Source organism: Falsiroseomonas bella, assembly GCF_003173615.1.
Taxonomy (GTDB): domain Bacteria; phylum Pseudomonadota; class Alphaproteobacteria; order Acetobacterales; family Acetobacteraceae; genus Falsiroseomonas; species Falsiroseomonas bella.
In genome coordinates this window covers 980,401-1,001,257 of record NZ_QGNA01000001.1, presented here as the reverse complement: position 1 = coordinate 1,001,257, position 20,857 = coordinate 980,401, and the positions used below count along the sequence as shown (strand labels likewise).

Genomic DNA, 20,857 nt, shown 5'->3' with positions numbered 1-20,857 from the left:
GCGACGGCGATGTGCTCGAAGCCGCGCGCGCGGCGGCACCGCGAGGCTCTAGGAGCGAAAGAGGCGCCGCTGGAGCGCAGTAGCAGGATCAGCGCAATCCTGCGGCGTGAGGGCTTATACCGGTGTGCGTTTTCGGTGACCCGAAAACGCCCTCAGACGCCGGACAAGCGGCGGCGGCCATTCGGCCGCTCGGCCCGCGCACATTGCGCGGGCCGCCATCGGATCACCAGAAAGGCTCGCCGATATTATATTACGCGGCGGCCGATGAGCCGAGGCGCCTCGTTCCGGCGTGACGGCTTCAGCCGCCGCCTTGGAGAAGACGGATCAGGCCGTCGAGCTGGTCGAGGTCGCGATAGCGGATCACGACCTCGCCTCCCTTGCCCTGCGGACGGACGGACACGACGATGCCGAGACGCTCGGTCAGATCGCGTTCGAGAGCGGCCAGGTCCGGATCCCGCTCCACCCGGCCGGTCCCTGACGGGCGCGGGCGGTTTTCGGCTGCGGCCAGCGCTTCCGCCTGCCGCACGTTCAGGCTGCGCGCGATGATCTGCGCGGCGAGGCGCCCGGGGTCCTTCGTGCCGATGATGGCGCGCGCATGGCCGGCCGAGAGGGCGCCGTTGGCGACCAGGTCGCGCACCGGGTCGGGAAGGGTGAGCAGGCGCAGCGTGTTGGCGACATGGCTGCGGCTCTTGCCGACGGCCTGGCCGAGCGCGTCCTGGGTCAGGCCGAACTCATCGAGCAGCCGGCGATAGCCCTCCGCTTCCTCGATGGCGTTGAGGTCCTGGCGCTGCAGGTTCTCGACGAGGCCGACCGCCATGGCCTCGCGGTCGCCCAGGTCCCGGACGAGGACCGGCACCTCATGCAGCTGGGCCGCCTGCGCGGCGCGCCAGCGGCGCTCGCCGCCGATGATCTGGTAGCGGTTGTCGAGGCCGGGCTTCGGCCTGGCGAGGATGGGCTGCAGGATGCCGTGCTCGCGGATGGAGGCGGCGAGCTCCTCCAGGCTGGCCTTGTCCATCCCGCCGCGCGGCTGGAACGGGCCGGGCTCCAGCGTCTCGATCGGCAGCGTGCGGAGGGTGGTGCCGTCTTCCGCCGCCGGGGCATCCGGGATCAGCGCGGACAGGCCGCGGCCGAGGCGTGGGGGCGGGGGCTTGCGGGTGGTGCTGCTCATGCGGCGCGACGGCGCGAGCGCTCCCTCTTCAGGAATTCGGCGGCCAGCCTGAGATGCGCCTGGGCGCCCGGCGAGCGGAAATCGTAGAGCAGGACGGGCAGGCCGTGGGAAGGGGACTCGCTGATCCGCACGTTCCGCGGGATCACCGTCTCGAACACCTTGTCCTTGAAGAAGCCCCGGACGTCGGCCGCGACGAGTTCGGACAGATTGTTCCGGCGGTCAACCATGGTCAGCACGATGCCATCGAGCTGCAACCGGGGGTTGAGCGCGCGGCGCACGCGATCGATCGTTCGCGTGATCTGGCTGATCCCTTCCAGGGCGAAGAACTCGGTCTGCAGGGGCACGATGACGCCATCCGCGGCGACGAGGGCGTTCAGGGTGAGCAGGCCGAGCGAGGGTGGGCAGTCCAGGAAGACGAAGTCGAACTCCGCGAGCGTCGGCCTGGCGGCGGCCATGGCCGTGGCCAGGCGTCGCTCCCGGTTCTCGAAGGTGACGAGCTCAATCTCCGCGCCGGCAAGATCGGGGTCGGCAGGCAGGATCGAGAGGTTGGGCACGGCGGTTGGGCGGATGAGCTCGGTGAGTGGGCGGCCCGCGACCAGCAGGGCGTAGGTGCCGGCTCCGCGATCTTCCCGGCTGATGCCGAGCCCCGTGGAGGCATTGCCCTGCGGGTCGAGGTCGAGGAGGAGCACCTTGTGCTCGGCCGCCAGCGCGGTGGCGAGGTTGATGGCCGTGGTCGTCTTGCCCACGCCACCCTTCTGGTTGGCGAAGGCCAGCACGCGCGGCGGCCCGCGGTCAGATGTCGGGTCCGGCACGTCGGATCTGGCTCAGGCGAAGGATGGTGGCCTCGGGGTCGGTGCGACTGGGGAAGCGGTCCGTCTGGAATGTCCAGCGGCGCCCGGCATCGGTCAACTCGGCCTCGGCCGTGCGTCCCTTCGGGAAGAGGGCGATGCCGCCGGGCTCAAGCAGCCGCTCGGCATGGCCGAGCAGGGCATCGAGCGGCGCCAGGGCGCGGGCCGTGATGGCGACCAGCGGCGGGGGGCGCGCGGCCTCGATGCGGTCGGGGTGCACGCGCACATGATGCAGGCCGAGTTGCGCGGCGGCCTCGGTCAGGAAGGCCGCCTTCCGGCGGTCCGACTCGATGAGGTGGAACGGGCGCGACTCGGCCATGGCGAGCACTAGGCCCGGAAAGCCGCCGCCGCTGCCCAGGTCGCCGATGGGGCCATGGCCTTGCGGAAGCAGGGGCCGGAGTTGCAGCGAGTCCTCTATGTGCCGGCGGCGGATCGCTGCCGGGTCACGATCGGCCACCAAGTTGATGCGGCTGTTCCAGCGCAGCAGGAGTTCCAGGAACTGCCGCAGGCGATCCTCCAGGGGGTTGGCCTGCCCGCCTTCGTCCCCGAGCGTTCCACGTGAAACGCTCACCGTGCGGCGTCGCGACGCAGGTGGACTGCCAAGGCGGCGACGGCGGCTGGCGTGATCCCGGCAATGCGCGTCGCGGAGCCGAGCGTCGCCGGCCGCGCCGCGGCGAGGCGCTGCTGCATCTCCCCGGAAAGGCCGGGGATGGAGCCGAAATCGATCCCGTCCGGGATCGCGAGGCGGTCCTCGCGCTCGATCAGGCGGCGTTCGGCTTCCTGCCGGCGGAGATAGGGCGCGTAGAGGGCCTCGGCTTCGAGCTGCGTCAGCACGGGCGTGGAGAGATCGAGGAGCCAGGGAAAGGCCCGACCGGCTGCGGCAGAGGTGACTTCCGGCATGCCGAGGACTTCGAGCACAGTCCGTCGCCGGCCATCCGCTGGTGCAGGCAGTCCGGCCGCCGCAAGCTCTCCGGGCGTCGCATCCTCGCGCCGCGCCCGTTCGCAGCCGTCGGCGACTGCCTGGGCAAAGGCGGCGTGCCGCCGCGCCCGTTCGGGACCGATGCAACCCCAGCCGATGCCGCGCTCCGTCAGGCGCAGACCGGCATTGTCCGCCCGAAGGCTCAGGCGGTGCTCTGCGCGTGCGGTCAGCATGCGATAGGGCTCCGACACGCCCTGCAGGACGAGGTCGTCGATCAGCACGCCGATATAGGCTTCGGCGCGGGTCAGGATCCGATCAGGCTCGGTGCCGTCAGCGCGGCGGGCGGCGTTCAGGCCCGCCATGAGCCCTTGCGCAGCCGCTTCCTCATACCCGGTCGTGCCGTTGATCTGCCCGGCCAGAAAGAGACGAGGGACGCTGCGGACTTCCAGGCTCGGTGCAAGCGCACGCGGGTCCACGTGATCGTATTCGATCGCATAGCCGGGCCGAAGGATCCGCGCACGCTCAAGGCCCGGAATCGTCGTGAGAATGGCGGCCTGCACCTCCTCCGGCAGGCTCGTCGAGATGCCGTTCGGATAGACCGTGTCGTCATCCAGCCCCTCGGGCTCGAGGAAGATCTGGTGCCGGTCACGTTCGGCGAAGCGGACGACCTTGTCCTCGATGGAGGGACAGTAGCGGGGCCCGACGCCCTGGATCCGGCCCCCATAGACGGCGGTGCGATGCAGGTTGGCTCGGATCAGCTGATGTGTGGCGGGCGCCGTGTAGGTGATCCGGCATTCCACCTGGGGGTTGCTGATCCGGTCCGTGAGCCAGGACATCGGCTCCGGCGGCTCATCGCCCGGCTGCGCCTCCAGCCCCTCCCAATCAATGCTGCGCCGGTCCAGGCGCGGCGGCGTGCCGGTCTTCAGGCGGGCAAGCGGCAGGCCCAGCCGCTCAAGCGCAAGAGCGAGCCCGACCGCTGGCGCGTCGTCGCGCCGCCCGGCAGGGATCCGCTGCTCGCCGATATGGATCTCGCCACGGAGGAATGTGCCGGTGGTGAGAACCAGGGCGCGGCAGGCGATCCGGCGGCCAGAGGCGGTGACCACCGCCGCGATACCGCCGGCGCCGTCGCATTCGATGTCCTCTGCCGCTTCGGCGAGCAGGTCCAGCCCGGGCACATCCCGAAGGAGTGCCTGCATGGCGTTCCGGTAGAGTCTCCGGTCGGCCTGGATGCGAGGGCCGCGGACCGCGGGGCCCTTGCTGCGGTTCAGCAGCTTGCCGTGGATCGCGGCGGCATCGGCGGCGCGCGCCATGACGCCGTCGAGGGCGTCGATTTCCCGCACGAGATGCCCCTTGCCGACGCCGCCGATCGCGGGGTTGCAGGACATCTCGCCGATGCGGTCCAGGCGGTGCGTCAGCAGCAGGGTGCGCGCGCCACAGCGCGCGGCGGCTGCGGCCGCCTCGCAGCCGGCATGCCCGCCGCCGACCACCACCACGTCATACGCGTTGCCATTCATCCGGCGGGATATAGGCCAGCTACTTGCCGATGCAGAAGTCGCCGAAGACGATGTCGAGCACATCCTCGACGCCGACATGGCCGGTCAGGCGCCCCAGCGCCCGGACGACCCCACGATAGGCCTCGGCCGCCAGTTCGGGCTGCCGCGCCGCCTGCGCCTCCATCAGCAGATCACGCGCTTCGTGAAGGGCGGCCCGATGGCGGGCCCGCGTAATCAGCGGGGCATCCGTGGCGCCCGCCTGCTGTTCGGCGCGCCGGGTGAGTTCCGCGGTGAGCTCAGCAAGCCCGGTGCCCATCCGCGCGCTGGTCGGGAGGACAGAGCGGCCGGTGATCTCCGCCGGCGGCTCGGCCAAGTCGCACTTGGTCGCGACAAGCAGGGCGTCCTGCCGGCCGGCGACCAACGCCAGCGTCTGCGCGTCCGGCGCGCTGTCGGCCGGCAGCGCGGCGATGAGGACGTCCGCTTCCTGCGCCCGGCGACGGGCACGCCGCACACCCTCGCGCTCGATCTCGTCCGCGCTGGCCCGCAACCCTGCCGTGTCTGCCAGCGTGACGGGCACCCCGCCAAGGAGCAGCCGGCATTCGACGACGTCGCGGGTCGTGCCCGGTTGGGCCGAGACGATCGCCGCCTCGCGCCCGGACAGCGCGTTCAGGAGCGAGGACTTCCCGGCATTCGGGGGTCCGACGATGGCGACCGAGAGTCCCTCGCGCAGCTTCTCGCCCCGGCGCCCGTCATCCAGGTGTTGCGCGATCTCGGCGGCCAGCTCCGCTGCCATCCGCCGCGCGGTGCGGTCGAGGTCGGTCGGCAGGTCGTCCATCGTGAACTCGATCGCGGCTTCCTGGTGCGCAAGCATGCGGCTCGCCCGTGCCGTCCACGCCGCATAGAGCTGTCCCAGCGCACCATCAGCCTGGCGCAGGGCCTGGCGCCGCTGCGCGCTTGTCTCGGCGGCAACCAGGTCGGCCACCGCCTCCGCCTGCGTCAGGTCAAGCTTGCCATGGAGGAAGGCCCGACGCGTGAACTCGCCCCCCTCCGCAGGCCGGCATCCCAGGCCGACCAGCGCCTCCGCGACATCCGCCACCACCGCTGGGCCGCCGTGCAGATGCAGTTCGGCTGAATCCTCTCCCGTGAAGCTTGCCGGGCCGGGGAACCAGAGAAGCAACGCTCGATCCAGCACCTCCTCCGTTTGCGGGTCTCGCAACGCGCGCAGACTCGCAAGGCGGGCTTGTGGCAGAGCTCCGGTCAGCTTGCGCAGTACGTCTCCTGTGCGGGGGCCGGAGAGCCGGACAACGGCTATTGCCGCTCCGCCGGCGCCCGATGCGCGCGCGAAGATGGTGTCCTGCAGGTCGGTCATGGGGCGGCGCGCCGGTGGTGCTTCGGCGGGTGTTTCACGTGAAACGGCGGTGAGGCGCTCATCCCGAGACGGTCTGTCCGCCTCGGCTCAGCCCTTCTCGACGACATGCCGCTCCGTCAGCATCAGGCGCGGCACCCGCCCGCCGGCGATGAGATGCGCTTGCAGGATCTCGTCCACATCCTCCCGGCTGCGCGGGCTGTACCAGATCCCTTCCGGGTAGACGACCATGGTCGGCCCGAACTCGCAGCGGTCAAGGCAGCCGGCAGAGTTCACGCGCACGCCGCGCAGGCCGATCTCCTTCGCCCGCGCCTTCATGTAGTCCCGCAACTCCTCGCTGCCGCGCGCCGCGCAGGAGCCGCGGCGATGCCCGTCCGGCCGCCGGTTGCAGCAGACGAACACATGCGCCCGGAAATAGGGCGGCGGATCGGCCGCCTGGGGTGCGGAAGGCCCGGATGGGGTGCTGGCCACGGGGTGCTCTCCAACTGGCTGTCGCCCCGCATGTAGCCATGGCCGTCCGGTCCCGCCAGGGCGACCGTGGCAGCGAAGCCAGGCCGTCAGGCGGCGCGCCGCGCCCGGCTGCGATCTCCGCCCTAGCCAATCCGCCAGGGGCCCGAAGCTTGACGGAAGGCCCCAGGTTGTGGCGCATGGCCGCCCCGGATCATCGCCATGTCGCAACTGACCCTCCTCAGCCCCCTCGGCGAACTGACAGTCTCCGAAAACGGCGGCGCCATTGTTGCGCTCGACTGGGGGCGCGGTCGCGACCAGGAGCGAACGCCGCTGCTTGCCGCGGCCGTGGCGCAACTGCAGGATTATTTCGACGGGACGCGCGAGATCTTCGACCTGCCTTTGGCACCCTCGGGTACGGACTTCCAGAAGCGGGTCTGGGCTTCGCTCCGCGCCATTCCCGCCGGGCAGACGCGCAGCTATGGAGACTTGGCGCGCCAGCTCGGCAGCGCCGCCCGCGCGATCGGTCAGGCGAATGGCAGCAATCCGATCCCGATCCTGATCCCCTGTCATCGCGTGGTCGGCGCTGGCGGGGCCCTTGGCGGCTATTCCGGCGGCGAGGGACCATCCACCAAGCAGTGGCTGCTTGACCATGAACGCCGCGCCTATGGCTCGCGCGCGGAACCGGTGTCAGAACTGCCGCTCGGCCTCAGCCGGGTCGGCCAGCGAGGGACGATGCTCCGATGAACCATGCCATCCGCGTCCACGACTATGGCGGCCCCGAGGCTCTGGTCTGGGAGGAGATCCCGGTCCCCGCACCGAAGGCCGGCGAGGCGCTGGTGCGGCACAAGGCCATCGGCCTGAACTATATCGACGTCTATTTCCGCACTGGCCTCTACAAGGCCCCGGCCTTGCCCGCGACGATCGGCATGGAGGGTGCCGGCGTGGTCGAGGCGGTGGGCGAGGGTGTGACCAACGTCGCGCCGGGCGATCGGGTCGCCTATGCCACTGCGCCCATCGGCGCCTATTCCGAGGCGCGGACCATCAAGGCCGACCGGCTTGTGAAGATCCCCGCAGGCGTCACCGATGAGCAGGCGGCGGCGATGATGCTGCAGGGTATGACCGCCTGCTTCCTGCTGACCCGGACCTATAAGGTGCAGGCCGGCCAGACCATCCTAGTCCATGCCGCGGCGGGCGGCGTCGGCCTCATCATGGTGCAATGGGCGAAGCATCTCGGCGCCACCGTCATCGGGAGCGTCAGCACGGAGGAGAAGGCGCAACTGGTCCGGGCCCATGGCGCCGACCATGTCGTGATCGGCACCGACACCCTGCCCGCGCGCGTAAAGGAGATCACGGGCGGCACCATGCTGCCGGTCGTCTTCGACAGCGTCGGCCGCGACACCTTCCTGACCTCGCTCGACTGCCTGATGCCCTTCGGCATGATGGTGTCGTACGGCAATGCCTCGGGTCCGGTCTCCATACCGGATATTGGCGTGCTGGCCGCCAAGGGCTCGCTCTACCTGACGCGCCCGACCCTCGCGACCTACACGGCCAAGCGCGAGGACCTGGAATCCTGCGCCAACGCCCTGTTCGACGTGGTCGCGAAGGGCGCCGTGAAGATCAACGTCAACCAGCGCTTCGCGCTGAAGGATGCGGCCGAGGCCCATCGCGCGCTCGAGGCCCGCAAGACCACCGGCAGCACCGTCCTGCTGCCCTGACCGCCTGCCGCCCGGCGCCGGAACCCGGCGCCGGGCGCGGACCGGCCGCTCATCCGGGCAGGAAGTAGCGGTAGCGGTAGCGCTCCGTCAGGCCGAGACCGGCATTGAGGGCCAGCGAGGCCGCATTGGTGCAGGCGACCTGCGCATAGGCCCAGCGCGCGCCCCGCGACCGCGCCCAGGCGCCCGCCGCCGACATCACCCGCCGGCCGAGGCCCCGCCGCCGGAACTCCTTGCGCACCGCCAGGTCGAACAGGCCGGCGAGCTCGCCATCGGCCGTGGCGAAGGCGCAGGCCGCCGGCTCGCCCTCCACCCGCAGCAGGATCCACGCGGCCGGCACGCCGAGCAGCTCCGGCATCCGCGCCTTTTCGGCCTGCCGCGCCGGCACCTGGTGTTCCCCGCTTGCCATCACGCGGGTCCAGTCGGGCTCCGGTCCGGCCAGCGCGGTGCAGTCCGGGTCGTCCTGGAACAGCGGCCCGAGCGGCCCGACGATCACCTGGCTCTCGTCATGCGGCCGGTAGCCGCGCGCTTGCAGCGCCTCGACCATCCCCGGCGGGTCGAGTGGCGTCGAGCGGAAGCGCGGCGTGAATCCGGCACGCCGATAGAAGGCCTCGATGCGCGCGATGCGGTCCGTCAGCGCCGGATCCGGCGACGGGTCCAGCGGGCAGGCGGCATTCGCGCGCCCGGTGCCGCCCGCGAAGCTGCGCACCACGAAGCCGCCGTCGAAGGCGATCCGCGGCGCCGGCACGGCCGAGAGCGTCGCCCGTTCGATCTCGAGGATCGTGGGGGCCGCCTGCATCACGCCTCTTCCGCCAGCTTCGCCATGGCCGATCGATAGGTCGCCTCGAACAGCGCCTCCAGCGCGGGGTTCGGCCCCTTCAGCCCGGCGGCGACCCGCCCGGCCCAGCCGACATACTCGACGCGCCTGGCATGATCCCAGTTGGCCGGCGGCGAGGCGCTGATGGCGCGGAGGTTGGAGATCTTGTCCGCCAGCTTCAGCATCTTCGCCGCATCGCTCTTCTTCGGCGCGTGCTTCACCTGCAGCGCCTTGCGCGTCTCCTTGGGCAGGGACTTGTCGTCCGTCGCCTCGGCGACGATCGCGGCCACCGCCTCGCCGAATTCGGCGACGAGGCGGTCATGCGTGATCGGATCGGGGTCCTGGTCGCTGTCCTCGACCGCGTCGTGCAGCAGGGCGGCGACCACCGCCTCGACGGGCGCGCCATGCTCGGCCAGGATCTGCGCCACTTCGAGCACATGGTTCACATAGGGCTCGGCCGAGGCGCCCTTGCGACGATGCGTGGCATGCACCCGCGCGGCGAAGGTCGCGGCGCGGAGCAGCAACGCCGCCGTCGAATCCGGTTGGTCCATCGTCTCCCCCAACAGAAAGGGGGCCTTTCGGCCCCCCGTGGTCGCGCCATCCCTGCGCGCCAGTACTGCCGGCCGGTGAAACCGGCCAAGGCCGCGAATGCGGCCCGCGCCCAGACCGATCGCTTGGCCGGGCGCCCCGGCGCGTGGCGCGCAAGCCAAGCGCGCGGAGCGCGCGCCCGGTGCTTGAGGTCAAGGAAAATCTCGATGCCATGAACCCCGTCAGGTGTTCATGGCATCGAAGAAGTCCTGGTTGGTCTTGCTGTACTTCAGCTTCTCCAGCAGGAACTCCATCGCGTCCTGCGTGCCCATCGGGTTCAGGATGCGCCGCAGCACCCACATCTTCGCCAGCGACCCGCGATCCACCAGCAGCTCCTCCTTGCGGGTGCCGGACTTGGTGATGTCGATCGCCGGGAAGGTGCGCTTGTCGGAGAGCTTGCGGTCGAGAACCAGCTCGCTGTTGCCGGTGCCCTTGAACTCCTCGAAGATCACCTCGTCCATGCGGCTGCCGGTGTCGATCAGCGCGGTCGCGATGATGGTCAGCGAACCGCCTTCCTCGATGTTGCGCGCCGCGCCGAAGAAGCGCTTCGGGCGCTGCAGCGCATTCGCGTCCACGCCGCCGGTCAGCACCTTGCCCGAGGACGGCACCACGGAATTGTAGGCACGGCCAAGACGCGTGATGGAATCCAGCAGGATCACCACGTCGCGCTTGTGCTCGACCAGGCGCTTCGCCTTCTCCAGCACCATCTCCGTGACCTGCACGTGGCGCGTCGCCGGCTCGTCGAAGGTGGAGGCGACGACCTCGCCGCGCACGGTGCGCGCCATGTCGGTCACTTCCTCCGGCCGCTCGTCGATCAGCAGCACGATCAGGAAGACTTCGGGGTGGTTCGCGGTGATGGACTTGGCGATGTTCTGCAGCATCACCGTCTTGCCGGTGCGCGGCGGCGCCACGATCAGCGCGCGCTGGCCCATGCCGATCGGGGCGACGAGGTCGATGACACGGTGCGTCATGTCCTTGGTCGGGCCCTTCGCCACGGATTCGACGTCCGGGTTCTCCATCTTCAGGCGCCGCGTCGGGTAGAGCGCCGTCAGGTTGTCGAAGTTGATGCGGTGACGCAGAGCTTCCGGCGGCTCGAAGTTGACGTTGTCCACCTTGAGCAGCGCAAAGTAGCGCTCGCCATCCTTCGGCGCGCGGATCTGGCCTTCCACCGTGTCGCCGGTGCGCAGCCCGAAGCGGCGCACCTGGGCGGGGGAGACGTAGATGTCGTCGGGGCCGGGAAGGTAGTTGGCCTGCGGGCTGCGCAGGAAGCCGAAGCCGTCGGAGAGGATTTCCAGCGTGCCGTCGCCGTAGATGGCCTGCTCGTTGTCCGCCAGCGTCTTGAGGATGGCGAACATCATGTCCTGCTTTCGCAGGGATGAGGCGTTCTCGACGCCGACATCCTCGGCGAAGGCGAGAAGCTCGCTGGGTGACTTTGCCTTGAGTTCTGAAAGATGCATGGGCCGTTTGCGTCCGTGCTGCGCGCCTTGGACCGCGCGCGAGGAAGTAGCGAGGGGACCCCAGGGCGGCTGGTCAGGACGGGCCGCGTGCGGCTGGTCGTCTGTGCCTTGCCGTGCCGCTCGCCCGGTTCCCGGGCTTCGAGGGCGGCTTCCAGGAGGGATGAGGGAGGGACCGGCTACGCCGGGCCGGGTCGAGCGAAAGCCCGAACCGAAACGCCGAATCGCGGCCGGTTGCCATGAGGCAACATCAACCTAGGCATCCGCGGGGACCGAGTCAACCCGATCCATCCGGCCGGCCGACCCCGGAGCGATCGCTGCGCCCCAGCCATGCGCCTCCCCCAGCACCATCTCGCGGTCATGATGCCGCCCGAGGCCCGAGCGGTGCCCGATCGAGAGCAGGGCCGAGCCCGGCAGTTCCTCCGCCAGCACCGCGAACATCGCCGCCTCATTCGCCTCGTCCAGCGCCGAGGTCGCCTCGTCCATGAAGATCCAGCGCGGCCGGTGCAGGATCAGCCGCGCGAAGGCCAGCCGTTGCTGCTCGCCGAGTGACAGCACCCGGTCCCAGCGCCCGGCCTCCGCCAGCCGGTCCGCCAGATGCGGCAGGCGGCAGCGCAGCAGGGCGCGGCGCAGCGCGGCCTCCCCGAATTCCTCGGGCGCATCCGGATAGGCCAGCGCGGCGCCGAGGCTGCCAAGCGGCAGGTAGGGCCGCTGCGGCAGGAACATCGTGGTCTGCCGGCAGGGCACGCGCAGCTCCCCCTCGCCCCATGGCCAGAGGCCGGCGATGGCGCGGAACAGCGTGGACTTGCCGCTGCCGCTCTCGCCGCGGATCAGCAGCTTCTCGCCCGGCGCCAGCGTCACCGCCGGCGCGCGCAGCAGCGCGCGGCCGCAGGGCGCAGCCAGCGCCACGTCGCGCAGTTCGAGCGCCGCGGCGCCTTCCTCCCGCCGCATCGCCGGTGCGGGCGGCGGCGGCGCGGACAGCGCCTGCTCCAGTTCCACCACGCGCCCGACATGGCAGCGCCAGTCGGCCAGGCGCGGCCAGTTCTCGGTCAGCCAGGTCAGCGCCCGCGTCACCTCCTGGAAGGCATGGGCGCCCTGCATCAGCACGCCGAGGCTGATGGCGCCGGCCAGGTATTGCGGCGCGCCGAGCAGCAGCGGCACCACGGCCGCGACCGGCATGTAGCAGCAGCCGAGCCACATCAGGTCGCGCTCGGTGCGGAACAGCCGCAGCATCGCCGCTTCCAGCCTTCCATAGGCCGCGGCGAGCCCACGCCGCTCATCGGCCTCGCCGCCGATCAGCGCGATCGCCTCGCTGTTCTCCCGCAGGCGCACCAGGGCGAAGCGGTGGTCGCCCTCGGCGGCGTTGCGGTCCATGTGGATGCCAGGCAGGCGCCGTCCGACCCGCCAGGTGATCGCCGCGCAAATCCCGGCATAGAGCAGCGCGGCCCAGAGCAGCCCGCCCGGAATGTGCAGCGCCCCGCCCGGCAGCGGCAGGAAGAAGTCCGCCGAGAGATGCCAGAGCATCCCCGCGAAGGAGACCAGCAGCACCACCGCGTAGATCAGCCCGAGCGCCAGATCCACGGCCATCGCCGTGGCCCAGCGGGTGTTCTCGCCGATGCGCTGGTCGGGATTGTCGGCGCCGGCCTCGTCCATCGCCAGGCGGTGGTGGCGCCCGTCCGCCAGCAGCGTCGCCTGCAGCCGCAGCACCAGCCAGCGGCGCCAGCGGAAGCCGATCGCCTGACGGGTCCAGAGCCGCCCGACGCTCGTGACCATCAGCGCCGCCACCAGCGCGACCAGGGAGAGCACCTGCGCGCCGAGCGCCGCGGCGTCGCGCTGCTCCAGCGCGTCGAAGGTGCCGCGGTGCCACAGCGCGATGCCCCAATCCACCGCGAGCTGCAGCAGGATCAGCGCCAGCGCGGCGCCGACCAGCAGGGCGACGGTCCAGGGCTCCGCCGCCGCCCAGCCGCGGGCGAGGCGCCAGGCATCGCGGATGGCGCCGCGCCCGCCAGAGGCCGGTTCGGATGACAGGGACATGCAGGCTCCGGCCTCCCACCGGAGTTCCTGATCGGTATACAGCCTACGAACGAGGCGCAATCAGATGGCGTGCTTGCGCCGGCATCCTCACGCGGAACGACAGCCGGGTGCGGCGCGCGCGCCACATTCCCGCCACGATTGACCGTGGACGAAGCCCGGTCAGAAGGGCTTCGCGATCACCATCGTCACGATGACGATCAGCGCGAGCGTCGGCACCTCGTTCAGGATGCGCCAGCCGCGCTCCGTTCGCGGGCGCTCGTCCCGCGCGAAGGCCTTGAGCGCCCTGGCGAGATCCATGTGGCACCAGGTGAGCGCGGCGATCCCGAGCATCTTCAGGTGCCACCAGCCGGCCGACCAGTCGATCACGCCGGGTGTCAGCACCACCAGGATGCCGAACAGGTAGGAGGCGATCATGGAGGGGTTCATGATCGCCTTCAGCAGCCGCCGCTCCATGACCTTGAAGGTCTCGGAGCGCGGGTCCCCCGCCGGCACCTGCGAATGGTAGACATAGAGACGCGGCAGGTAGAACAGCCCCGCCATCCAGGCGAAGACCGAGATCACATGCAGCGACTTGGTCCAGGGATAGAGCGGCGCCAGCCAGTCCAACGTCACGCGTGACCTCTCCTATTGCCGCGCCAGGCCGAGGTCGCGCAGCACCGTGCGGTTCAGCTCGCTCTCGGCGGCAAACCGTTCGCGGAAGGCGGCGCCGTCCAGCTGCTGCGGCCCGGCGTTCAGCCGCGTCGCGGCGGTCCGGAAACTCTCGCTGGCCGCGGCGGTGGCGCAGGCGCGCTCCAGCACGGCGGCGGCGGCATCCGGCAGGTCCTTCGGCGCCATCAGCCCGCCCGAGCTGCTGCCGACCAGCGGCTGGCCGAGCTCGGCCAGCGTCGGCGCGTCCGGCAGCCCGGGCAGGCGCGACGTGCCCATCACGCCCAGAACCGGCAGCCCGGTGGAAGCGGGGATGGATGCGCTCTCGACGAAGACCTGGATCTGCCCGCCGAGCGCGGCCTGCGCCATCGGCCCGGCGCCGGTGAACGGCACGTGCAGCCCCTCGATCCCGAGCCGGGAAAGCAGCGCCGCCATCAGGATGTGCTGCGTGCTGCCCTGTCCGGGAGAGCCGAAGACCAGCGCTTCCTTGCCGCTGCGGCCGTGGCGGACCATGCCGGCGAAGTCCTGGAAGGGCATGTTGCGCGCACCCACCAGCACCTGCGGGTTGTCATAGACCATGCAGAGGAAGCGGAAGCTGTCGAGCCCATAGCTGAGCGACTGCAGATGCGGCTGCGCCGTGATCGGGTTGTTCGGCGAGAACAGCAGCGTGTAGCCATCCGGCCGCGCGCGGGCGACCTCCGCCGCGCCGATGGTGCCGGCGGCGCCGCCGCGATTGACGATCACCACGGTCTGGCCGAGCGCCCGGCTGAGCTCCGGCTGCAGCGCGCGCGCCATCAGGTCCGTGTTCCCGCCGGGCGGATAGCCGACGACGATGGTGATGGTGCGCGAGGGGTAATCCTGCGCCGCCGCCGCGCCGCCCAGCGCAAGCAGCGCCGCGACGATCAGCCCGATGATCCGCATGGCCGTGCCCTCCTGAAGGGCAGCGTATCAGCCCGCGGGGACCGGCGTCAGCCCGAGCAGCCCGGGAAGCTCCGCCATCGCGAAGAAGGGCTCCGCGCCCGCGGCACGCAGCGCGGCGGCGGAGCCCTCATGGGCGAAGCCGAGCACGCGGCAGCCGGCCGCGATCCCGGCGCGCGCGCCGGCGATGCTGTCCTCCACCACCACGCAGTCCTGCGGATCGGCGCCGCAGGCGGCCGCCGCGGCGCGATACATGTCGGGCGCCGGTTTCGGCCGCTCCACGTCGTTCACGCTGAAGGTGCGCCCGCGAAACGTCTCCACCAGGCCGAGCCGGCGCAGCTTCGTCGCCAGCTCCGGCCGCGACGAATTGCTCGCGACCGCGACCGGAATGCCGGCGGCGACGATCGTCTCCAGCGCGGCCAGCACGCCATGGACGGGCTGCGCCTCGTCCTCCAGCGCGCGCACCACGCGGGCGATCAGCTGCGGCAGGAAATCGGCGGGGACGGAGCCGGGGCCGAGGCGCTGCTCCACCTGCGGGCCGATCGCCTCCCAGGCCAGGCCGCGGAACAGGCGGGCACCTTCCTCCGGCGTGATCTCCCACCCCAGGCGGCTGATCTCCTCCGCCATGATCCGGTCATGCAGCGCCTCGGTGTCGGCGAGGACGCCGTCGCAGTCGAAGAGGACGGCCTTCGGCACCGCGGGCCGGCGCGTGCCGCTCACGCCGTGACCTGCGCACGCCGCGCGGCCGAGACCTTCTCATGCGGGCAGTCGCGGTGCTGCTTCGGGCATTGCCGCGCGCCGCCGAAGGAGCAGAGGCTGCGGCCCGAGCAGCGGGCGTGCCGCACCAGCCCGGCCAGCGCCGCGATGAAGCCCGGATCGGCGTTCTGCGCCGGGGTGCGGAAGTACCCGGGCACGCCGAGCTTCTCGGCTTCCTCCCGGTACTCCACGTCGAGCTCGACCAGCGTCTCCGAATGCTCGGAGGTGAAGGCGATGGGCACGACCAGCACCGCGACCTTGTCGTGCCCGGCGCGCTCCAGTTCGTCCTCGGTGGAGGGGCCGATCCATTTCTGCGGCGTCACGCGCGACTGGTAGCAGACGACGTGATCAAGATCGGCGATGTCCAGCCGCTCCACCACGCGTTCGACGGATTGCTCCACCTGCCATTGATAGGGATCGCCGGCGGTGACGATGCTCTCCGGCAGGCCATGCGCGCTGAACAGCACGCGCAGCTTCACCGCCGGGTCGAGCTCCGCCCGCGCCTTCTCGTAGGAGTCGCGCACCATCCGCGCCGTCGCGTCGGCGAAGGCCGGGTCGGAGTGGAAGCAGCAGAGCGTGGTGGTCGGCACGCTGAGCCCGATCCGCGCCGCCGCCTTGTCCCAGGCGACCATGCTGCTGCCCGTCGTGGTGGTGGAGAATTGCGGATAGAGCGGCAGCAGCAGGATCTCGTCCGGCCCCCAGGCCTTCACCGCGGCGGCGCAGGCATCGCTCATCGGGTGCCAGTAGCGCATGGCGATGAAGGCCTTGGCCTCCACCTCGCCCTCGGCGTTCAGCACCGATTCGAGCGCCTCGGCCTGTTCCTGCGTCAGTTCCAGCAGGGGCGAGCGGCCGCCGAGGATGGCGTAGTTCTCGCTGGCCGGCCTGGTGCGGCGCCAGGCGATGATCCGCCCGAGCCAGGGCCGTACCCAGCCCGGCACCCGCAGGATCGCGGGATCGGTGAAGAGGTTGACGAGGAACGGCCGGACGCTCTCGGGAGCATCCGGTCCACCCAGGTTGAACAGCACGACCGCCACACGCGGCCGCCTGGGGGACGTGGCCACGGGGGGCGACGGCTCGGCGGGGAGGTCCATGACGGGGCGGGACATGACACGCCCGCCGCCAGGGTCAAGGGCCGTCTGCGTCGCGGCGCGTGATTCTGTGCGATCGCCGTCAGCTGGCGGCGCTGCGCGGTTCCGGTTTCATGCCCGCCAGACGGGCCTGCAGCCGCGCCAGCTCCTCCGCGAGGGGCCGGTGCACCTCCCGCCTGCCATGCTTCGGCTGCAACTCGAACAGGCCGTTGGCGCAGTAGCGGTCCTCGTCCCAGCCGATGTGGGAGATCACCGGATAGAGGCAGATGCCGTGCAGGCGCACGCCGTCCTCGATCGCCGCCATCGCCTCCTCCGCCACGTAGCGGAGCCAGGTGGGGCGCGGCCAGCCCTCGATGCTGGTCTCGGCGATGAAGAGGTCGCGGCCGTCATAGCGCGCGGCGGCGTCCTGGATCAGCTCGCGGAAGGGGCGGAAGCGCGCGGCGTCGAAGGTGCTCAGCGGCTCGGCATGGTGCAGCCACTGGTTGTTCCAGTAGTAGTTGATGCCGACGATATCCAGAATGTCCTCGGCGCCGCCGAGCGCCGGCTCCTCCCGCCCCGCCAGCATGTCCCAGGCCTGCCACTGGGCGGCGTTGTGCAGCCGCACCTCCTCGGCCTCCTCCGGATTGCCGGGGACGATGTTGATGACGGGGTCGATGGCGGCGCAGCGCGTGCCGGGCACCGCATCGCGCACCGCGCGGGTTCCCGCCACGGCCGCCCGGACCAGGTTCCTCTTCAGGTCCATGCCCCGGCCGCGCTCATGCGGGCTGCAGCGCGCCATGTCGCCGCCGGCGAAGGCGAGGAAGGAGATCTCGTTCACCGGGCAGACGATGGGGACGCGGCCGGTCTCCTCGCGGTGCAGCCGGGCGAAGGCCGTCGCGTAGCGCGCGAAGCGGTCCACGAAGGCGGGCGCGAAGACATCGAGGTCGTCGGGCCAGCCATAGTGGCAGAGGTCCCAGACCACCTGTGTGCCCGCCCGCTCCGCCGCGCGCAGCATCGGCAGCACCGAGGACCAGTCGTATTGCCCGGGCGCGGTCTCCACCAGGTGCCAGCGCACGCCGTCGCGCGCGGTGCGGATGCCGAGCTCGGCGCACTGGGCGTAGTCCTCATAGGCCAGCATGTCGTGGTGGGTGGCGGCGATCATGTCGAGCCGGCGGCGCGACATGTTGCGATGGGTCGAGCATTCGAAGCCGGCCATGAAGAAGGACCGGAAGAGCGGATCATGCGCGGTCACGCGGAACTCCCTGAGGCGCCGTGGCGGTAACGCTCGCGGGAAGGAAGGCTTCCCGGCCCACCATCACGCACGCGTGAGGCAGGGCGAAGCCTGATCGCCTATTGTCTACGAAATGCGCAAGGGGAAATCGTGCGCCGTTCCCCCCGGTGCCCGCAATCTGACGATTCCTGACCCGAAGACAACTTTCGGTTGCTTGCCGGTGCCTTCTTCATCTGGAAGATGAGACGGATCATCACGCTTCCGTCGGGATTCGCCATGACGACCACCGCCATCCCCGCCCAGACGAGCCTCCTGCTCTCCCCGGAAGACGGCACCTCGCGCTTCGGCGCCGAATACGCCCCGCGAATCACCGGCACGGCGGGCGGCGGCTTCGTCGCCATGTGGCACGACTTCCTGCCCCAGACGGCCGGCACCGCCCCCTCCGGCTACCCCTACGCGGTGGATGCCGATGGCGGCGTCACCATGATGGTCCGACGCTTCGGGGCGGATGGCGCGGCACTCGGCCCCGCCGCGCCGGTCAGCGCCAACCTCGCCGGCAATTTCGACGGCCATGGCCTCGTCACCCTGTCCAACGGCCTCGTCGCCGGCGGCTTCGGCGTCGCCGATGTCACGGCGGGCACCAGCCGGATCGGCGCCTTCCTGATGGACCCCGCGACCGGCAGCCTGGTGGGCGGCGAGCTCGCGGTCGCCACCGGCGGCGCCTTCTCGGAAGGCGTGAACTTCAACCAGATCGTGGCGCTGAGCGCCGGGCGCGCCGGCCTGCTCTACACCGACGGCGCGGGCAGCCCCGACCGGCTGGTGCTGCAGGTGATCGAGGCCGACGGCACGCTCGGCGACAGCAGCACCATCCTGAATTCCAACGGCGCCTTCGTCGGCATCGGCGTGCATGACGGCACGGCGGCGCTGCAGGGGCCGAACGCGGACGTGCTGGCGGTCGCCGCGCAGCGCTTCACCGGCTTCGCCACCGTCTCCGAGATCGTGTTCCGCAACCTCGACGGCTCGGTCGCGGCGCTGCCGGCCTTCTCGCCGGTGAACCCGGACGGCTACCTGCCGGTGCTCGCCGCGCGCCCCGATGGCGGGCTCGTCGTGGCGCACACCCTGTCGATCAATCCCGGCGTCTCGGTCGTGCGGGTCTACTTCCTCGACGCGACCGGCGCGCAGCAGGGCGATGCGCGCGACGTCACCTTCGCCGCCAACAGCTTCGGCACCACGGAGCTCACGGTGCTGCCGGATGGCGACGTGCTGGTCGCGATCTCCGGCTTCGCGACGGGCGGCTTCGACCCGAACATCCTCGCACAGCGCCTGAACGCGGACGGCACGCTCGACGGCGGCGTGATCCGCCTCGATGCCACCACCCAGGGCCAGCAGACGCGCCCCGAGATGGCGGTCACCGGCGACGACACGCTGGTCGTCGCCTTCGAGGACACCTTCAACGGCTCCGACTACCGCATCCTTGCCGCGCGCTTCCAGGTGGTGGACCCGCCGGCGCTGCAGCTCTTCGGCACCGCGCGCGCCAACGCGCTGGAAGGCGGCGCGGGCGACGACACCATGCTCGGCCGCGGCGGCGACGACCTGCTGGAAGGCGGCGCCGGCGACGACCTGCTGAAGGGCCACGCCGGCAATGACCGCCTGCTCGGCGAGGATGGCGACGACAAGCTGATCGAGGAGGACGGCGCCGACACGCTCGACGGCGGCGCCGGCAGCGACCTGCTCTTTGCGGGCGGTGGCGACGACCTGCTGCAGGGCGGCGCCGGCTTCGACACGCTGCTCGGCGGCGCGGGCGCGGACAGCCTGCAGGGCGGGGCCGACACCGACCTGCTGCGCGGCGACGAGGGGGGCGACCTGCTGCAGGGCGAACAGGGCATCGACATCCTGCTGGGCGACGCCGGCGCCGACACGATCGAGGGCGGCGACGGCGCCGACGTGCTGCGCGGCGGCACCGAGGGCGACCTGCTGCGCGGCGGCGCCGGCATCGACGTGCTGCTCGGTGACGACGGCGACGACACGCTGGACGGCGGCGCGGGCGTGGACCTGATGCGCGGCGGCGCGGGCAACGACGTGTTCGTCTTCGGCCCCGGCGACAGCGCGCCGCTGACGCCCGACACGATCCTCGGCTTCGTGCGCGGCGAGGACCGGATCGACCTGACGGCCTTCGGCGGCCTCGACTTCATCGGCACCACGGATTTCACCGGGGGCGAGGGCATTGCCGAGCTGCGCCTGGAACGGGACCTGGTGCTGCGCGTGCTGCGGGTCGAGGTGGACAGCGGCGATGCCGATGCGGAGGCCGACCTTGTGGTGCTGCTGACCGGGCTGAGCCTGCCGGCGGAATCCGCCTTCCTGCTCTGATCAGGCTCTGATCAGGCCGGCACCGCCGCCGCACCCACGGGAGCGGCGGCGGTGCCGCCCACTTCCTCCACCGCCTCCGCCACCAGCTCCGGGGCCGCGTGATGCATCATGTGGCCGATGCCGGAGATGATGCGCAGCGTGCTGCCGGGGATGTCCTCGTGCAGGCGCCGGGCGTGGCGCTCCGGCTCCACGATCCCGTCCTCCTGCCCCGCGAGGATGGCCACCGGGATGCGCGAGAGTTCCGCGTAGCGCGCGCTCGCCGCCCGCGCATCGGGGATCATCGTCGCCGCATCCTCCGCCGCGGCGCGGAGCTGGGAGGGGCGCAGCATCATGGATCGCGGCACCGCGGCGTCGAAGCGCGCCGGGACCGGCAGCGGCGCGAACATCCGCCGCACCATCCCCGGCGCGATGGCGCGGCCGACCAGGGGTCCGACCGTGTAGCGCAGCACGTCACCGAGCACCGGCAGCGCGGGTGGCGAGAAGAGCGCGACATCCGCGCGCGCCGTCGGATAGTGGTAGCCCGACACGAGCACGAGCCCGCCGACCAGGTCCGGCCGATCCAGCGCCAGCGCCGCGGCGACGAGCGTGCCCCAGGATTGCGCGACCAGGATCGGGCGCGCCAGGCCGAGCCGGTCCAGCGCCTCCGCCACCGCCCCGGCCTGTGCCGCCGCGTTCCACACGCGGTCGCGCGGCCTGTCGCTGTGGCCGAAGCCCGGACGGTCGAAGGCGACCACGCGGTGGCGCCGCGCCAGCAGCCGGAACACCCCGCTCGCGACCCAATCCTCTGCATCCACGGCATTGCCGTGCAGCAGCACGACCGGCGGCGCGCCGCCCGCGCCGCGGTCCAGGCAGTGCAGCCGCGCGCCGGCGGCCGTGACGAAGCGCCCGCGCGGCGGGTTCGCGCGCTCCGCGCGCCCCGCATCGGCATTCGCTTTCAGCGCGAGCGCGCCGAGCAGCGCCGCCGAGCCGAGCCCAAGGGCAAGCCACGGATCGGGCGACGAACGGGCCTGGTGGTGCATGCATG

General features: G+C 71.4%; 19 protein-coding genes. 3 read left to right on the top strand and 16 right to left on the bottom strand.

The genetic code is table 11. From position 1 onward, the window contains the following. Window positions 1-298: 298 nt before the first annotated feature. The 6 genes from DFH01_RS04625 to DFH01_RS04600 form a co-directional block, all read right to left on the bottom strand. Window positions 299-1,168 carry a ParB/RepB/Spo0J family partition protein gene (locus DFH01_RS04625; protein WP_109869186.1) on the bottom strand — a complete coding sequence of 290 codons (870 nt, stop codon included), beginning with the start codon at window positions 1,166-1,168 and terminating at the stop codon, window positions 299-301. Beyond that, window positions 1,165-1,944 carry a ParA family protein gene (locus DFH01_RS04620; protein ID WP_269846211.1) on the bottom strand — a complete coding sequence of 260 codons (780 nt, stop codon included), beginning with the start codon at window positions 1,942-1,944 and terminating at the stop codon, window positions 1,165-1,167. The genes DFH01_RS04625 and DFH01_RS04620 overlap by 4 nt, the downstream gene beginning before the upstream one ends. 16 nt (window positions 1,945-1,960) lie before the next feature. Then, window positions 1,961-2,587 carry a 16S rRNA (guanine(527)-N(7))-methyltransferase RsmG gene (gene rsmG, locus DFH01_RS04615; protein WP_109869184.1) on the bottom strand — a complete coding sequence of 209 codons (627 nt, stop codon included), beginning with the start codon at window positions 2,585-2,587 and terminating at the stop codon, window positions 1,961-1,963. Further along, complete coding sequence (mnmG, locus tag DFH01_RS04610; RefSeq protein WP_109869183.1) at window positions 2,584-4,449, bottom strand: tRNA uridine-5-carboxymethylaminomethyl(34) synthesis enzyme MnmG; 1,866 nt, start codon at window positions 4,447-4,449, stop codon at window positions 2,584-2,586. Before mnmG ends, rsmG begins: the two co-directional genes overlap by 4 nt. Window positions 4,450-4,468: 19 nt before the next feature. After that, the gene (gene mnmE / locus DFH01_RS04605; protein WP_109869182.1) at window positions 4,469-5,797 is read right to left on the bottom strand and encodes a tRNA uridine-5-carboxymethylaminomethyl(34) synthesis GTPase MnmE; all 1,329 of its coding nucleotides are present in this window, start codon (window positions 5,795-5,797) and stop codon (window positions 4,469-4,471) included. 87 nt (window positions 5,798-5,884) lie between these two features. Beyond that, window positions 5,885-6,265 carry a (2Fe-2S) ferredoxin domain-containing protein gene (locus DFH01_RS04600; RefSeq protein WP_109869181.1) on the bottom strand — a complete coding sequence of 127 codons (381 nt, stop codon included), beginning with the start codon at window positions 6,263-6,265 and terminating at the stop codon, window positions 5,885-5,887. Between the two features lie 198 nt (window positions 6,266-6,463). On the opposite strand from DFH01_RS04600, the gene DFH01_RS04595 reads away from it, so the two are divergent. Continuing rightward, window positions 6,464-6,988 (top strand): methylated-DNA--[protein]-cysteine S-methyltransferase, encoded by a 525-nt coding sequence (locus DFH01_RS04595; protein ID WP_109869180.1) that lies wholly within the window; start codon window positions 6,464-6,466, stop codon window positions 6,986-6,988. Beyond that, the gene (locus DFH01_RS04590; protein ID WP_109869179.1) at window positions 6,985-7,959 is read left to right on the top strand and encodes a quinone oxidoreductase family protein; all 975 of its coding nucleotides are present in this window, start codon (window positions 6,985-6,987) and stop codon (window positions 7,957-7,959) included. Before DFH01_RS04595 ends, DFH01_RS04590 begins: the two co-directional genes overlap by 4 nt. A gap of 49 nt (window positions 7,960-8,008) precedes the next feature. Here the strand turns inward: DFH01_RS04590 and DFH01_RS04585 are convergent, their stop codons facing one another. The 9 genes from DFH01_RS04585 to DFH01_RS04545 form a co-directional block, all read right to left on the bottom strand. Further along, window positions 8,009-8,755, bottom strand: coding sequence for a GNAT family N-acetyltransferase (locus DFH01_RS04585; RefSeq protein ID WP_109869178.1), 747 nt, complete (start codon window positions 8,753-8,755; stop codon window positions 8,009-8,011). Continuing rightward, entirely contained in the window at window positions 8,755-9,324 is a 570-nt protein-coding gene (locus tag DFH01_RS04580) for an HD domain-containing protein (protein ID WP_109869177.1), read from the bottom strand. Before DFH01_RS04580 ends, DFH01_RS04585 begins: the two co-directional genes overlap by 1 nt. 219 nt (window positions 9,325-9,543) lie before the next feature. Beyond that, on the bottom strand, window positions 9,544-10,818 hold the full coding sequence (gene rho / locus DFH01_RS04575) for a transcription termination factor Rho (RefSeq protein WP_109869176.1): 1,275 nt from the start codon (window positions 10,816-10,818) through the stop codon (window positions 9,544-9,546). A 252-nt stretch (window positions 10,819-11,070) separates the two neighbouring features. Continuing rightward, the gene (locus DFH01_RS04570; protein WP_109869175.1) at window positions 11,071-12,849 is read right to left on the bottom strand and encodes an ABC transporter ATP-binding protein/permease; all 1,779 of its coding nucleotides are present in this window, start codon (window positions 12,847-12,849) and stop codon (window positions 11,071-11,073) included. Between the two features lie 159 nt (window positions 12,850-13,008). After that, complete coding sequence (gene hemJ, locus DFH01_RS04565) at window positions 13,009-13,461, bottom strand: protoporphyrinogen oxidase HemJ (protein WP_109869174.1); 453 nt, start codon at window positions 13,459-13,461, stop codon at window positions 13,009-13,011. Window positions 13,462-13,473: 12 nt separating this feature from the next. Next, the gene (locus DFH01_RS04560; protein WP_109869173.1) at window positions 13,474-14,415 is read right to left on the bottom strand and encodes a tripartite tricarboxylate transporter substrate binding protein; all 942 of its coding nucleotides are present in this window, start codon (window positions 14,413-14,415) and stop codon (window positions 13,474-13,476) included. A gap of 27 nt (window positions 14,416-14,442) precedes the next feature. Continuing rightward, a complete protein-coding gene (locus DFH01_RS04555) occupies window positions 14,443-15,132 on the bottom strand; it encodes an HAD family hydrolase (RefSeq protein ID WP_233255958.1) in 690 nt (229 codons plus the stop codon). Then, window positions 15,129-16,202 (bottom strand): ferrochelatase, encoded by a 1,074-nt coding sequence (gene hemH / locus DFH01_RS04550; protein WP_332903260.1) that lies wholly within the window; start codon window positions 16,200-16,202, stop codon window positions 15,129-15,131. Before hemH ends, DFH01_RS04555 begins: the two co-directional genes overlap by 4 nt. Before the next feature lie 136 nt (window positions 16,203-16,338). Next, entirely contained in the window at window positions 16,339-17,487 is a 1,149-nt protein-coding gene (locus DFH01_RS04545) for a glycoside hydrolase family 1 protein (protein ID WP_233255957.1), read from the bottom strand. A 255-nt stretch (window positions 17,488-17,742) separates the two neighbouring features. On the opposite strand from DFH01_RS04545, the gene DFH01_RS04540 reads away from it, so the two are divergent. Beyond that, complete coding sequence (locus tag DFH01_RS04540) at window positions 17,743-19,833, top strand: calcium-binding protein (RefSeq protein ID WP_158287613.1); 2,091 nt, start codon at window positions 17,743-17,745, stop codon at window positions 19,831-19,833. A gap of 11 nt (window positions 19,834-19,844) precedes the next feature. On the opposite strand, the gene DFH01_RS04535 is transcribed toward DFH01_RS04540, so the two are convergent. Next, entirely contained in the window at window positions 19,845-20,852 is a 1,008-nt protein-coding gene (locus DFH01_RS04535; protein WP_109869171.1) for an alpha/beta fold hydrolase, read from the bottom strand. Between the last annotated feature and the right edge of the window lie 5 nt (window positions 20,853-20,857).

Coding starts and splice junctions, on each gene's coding strand:
- DFH01_RS04625 (WP_109869186.1), bottom strand. CDS start 1,168: ATGAGCAGCACCACCCGCAAGCCCCCGCCCCCACGCCTCGGCCGCGGC.
- mnmG (WP_109869183.1), bottom strand. CDS start 4,449: ATGAATGGCAACGCGTATGACGTGGTGGTGGTCGGCGGCGGGCATGCC.
- mnmE (WP_109869182.1), bottom strand. CDS start 5,797: ATGACCGACCTGCAGGACACCATCTTCGCGCGCGCATCGGGCGCCGGC.
- DFH01_RS04595 (WP_109869180.1), top strand. CDS start 6,464: ATGTCGCAACTGACCCTCCTCAGCCCCCTCGGCGAACTGACAGTCTCC.
- DFH01_RS04590 (WP_109869179.1), top strand. CDS start 6,985: ATGAACCATGCCATCCGCGTCCACGACTATGGCGGCCCCGAGGCTCTG.
- DFH01_RS04585 (WP_109869178.1), bottom strand. CDS start 8,755: ATGCAGGCGGCCCCCACGATCCTCGAGATCGAACGGGCGACGCTCTCG.
- DFH01_RS04580 (WP_109869177.1), bottom strand. CDS start 9,324: ATGGACCAACCGGATTCGACGGCGGCGTTGCTGCTCCGCGCCGCGACC.
- rho (WP_109869176.1), bottom strand. CDS start 10,818: ATGCATCTTTCAGAACTCAAGGCAAAGTCACCCAGCGAGCTTCTCGCC.
- DFH01_RS04570 (WP_109869175.1), bottom strand. CDS start 12,849: ATGTCCCTGTCATCCGAACCGGCCTCTGGCGGGCGCGGCGCCATCCGC.
- DFH01_RS04560 (WP_109869173.1), bottom strand. CDS start 14,415: ATGCGGATCATCGGGCTGATCGTCGCGGCGCTGCTTGCGCTGGGCGGC.
- DFH01_RS04540 (WP_158287613.1), top strand. CDS start 17,743: ATGACGACCACCGCCATCCCCGCCCAGACGAGCCTCCTGCTCTCCCCG.
- DFH01_RS04535 (WP_109869171.1), bottom strand. CDS start 20,852: ATGCACCACCAGGCCCGTTCGTCGCCCGATCCGTGGCTTGCCCTTGGG.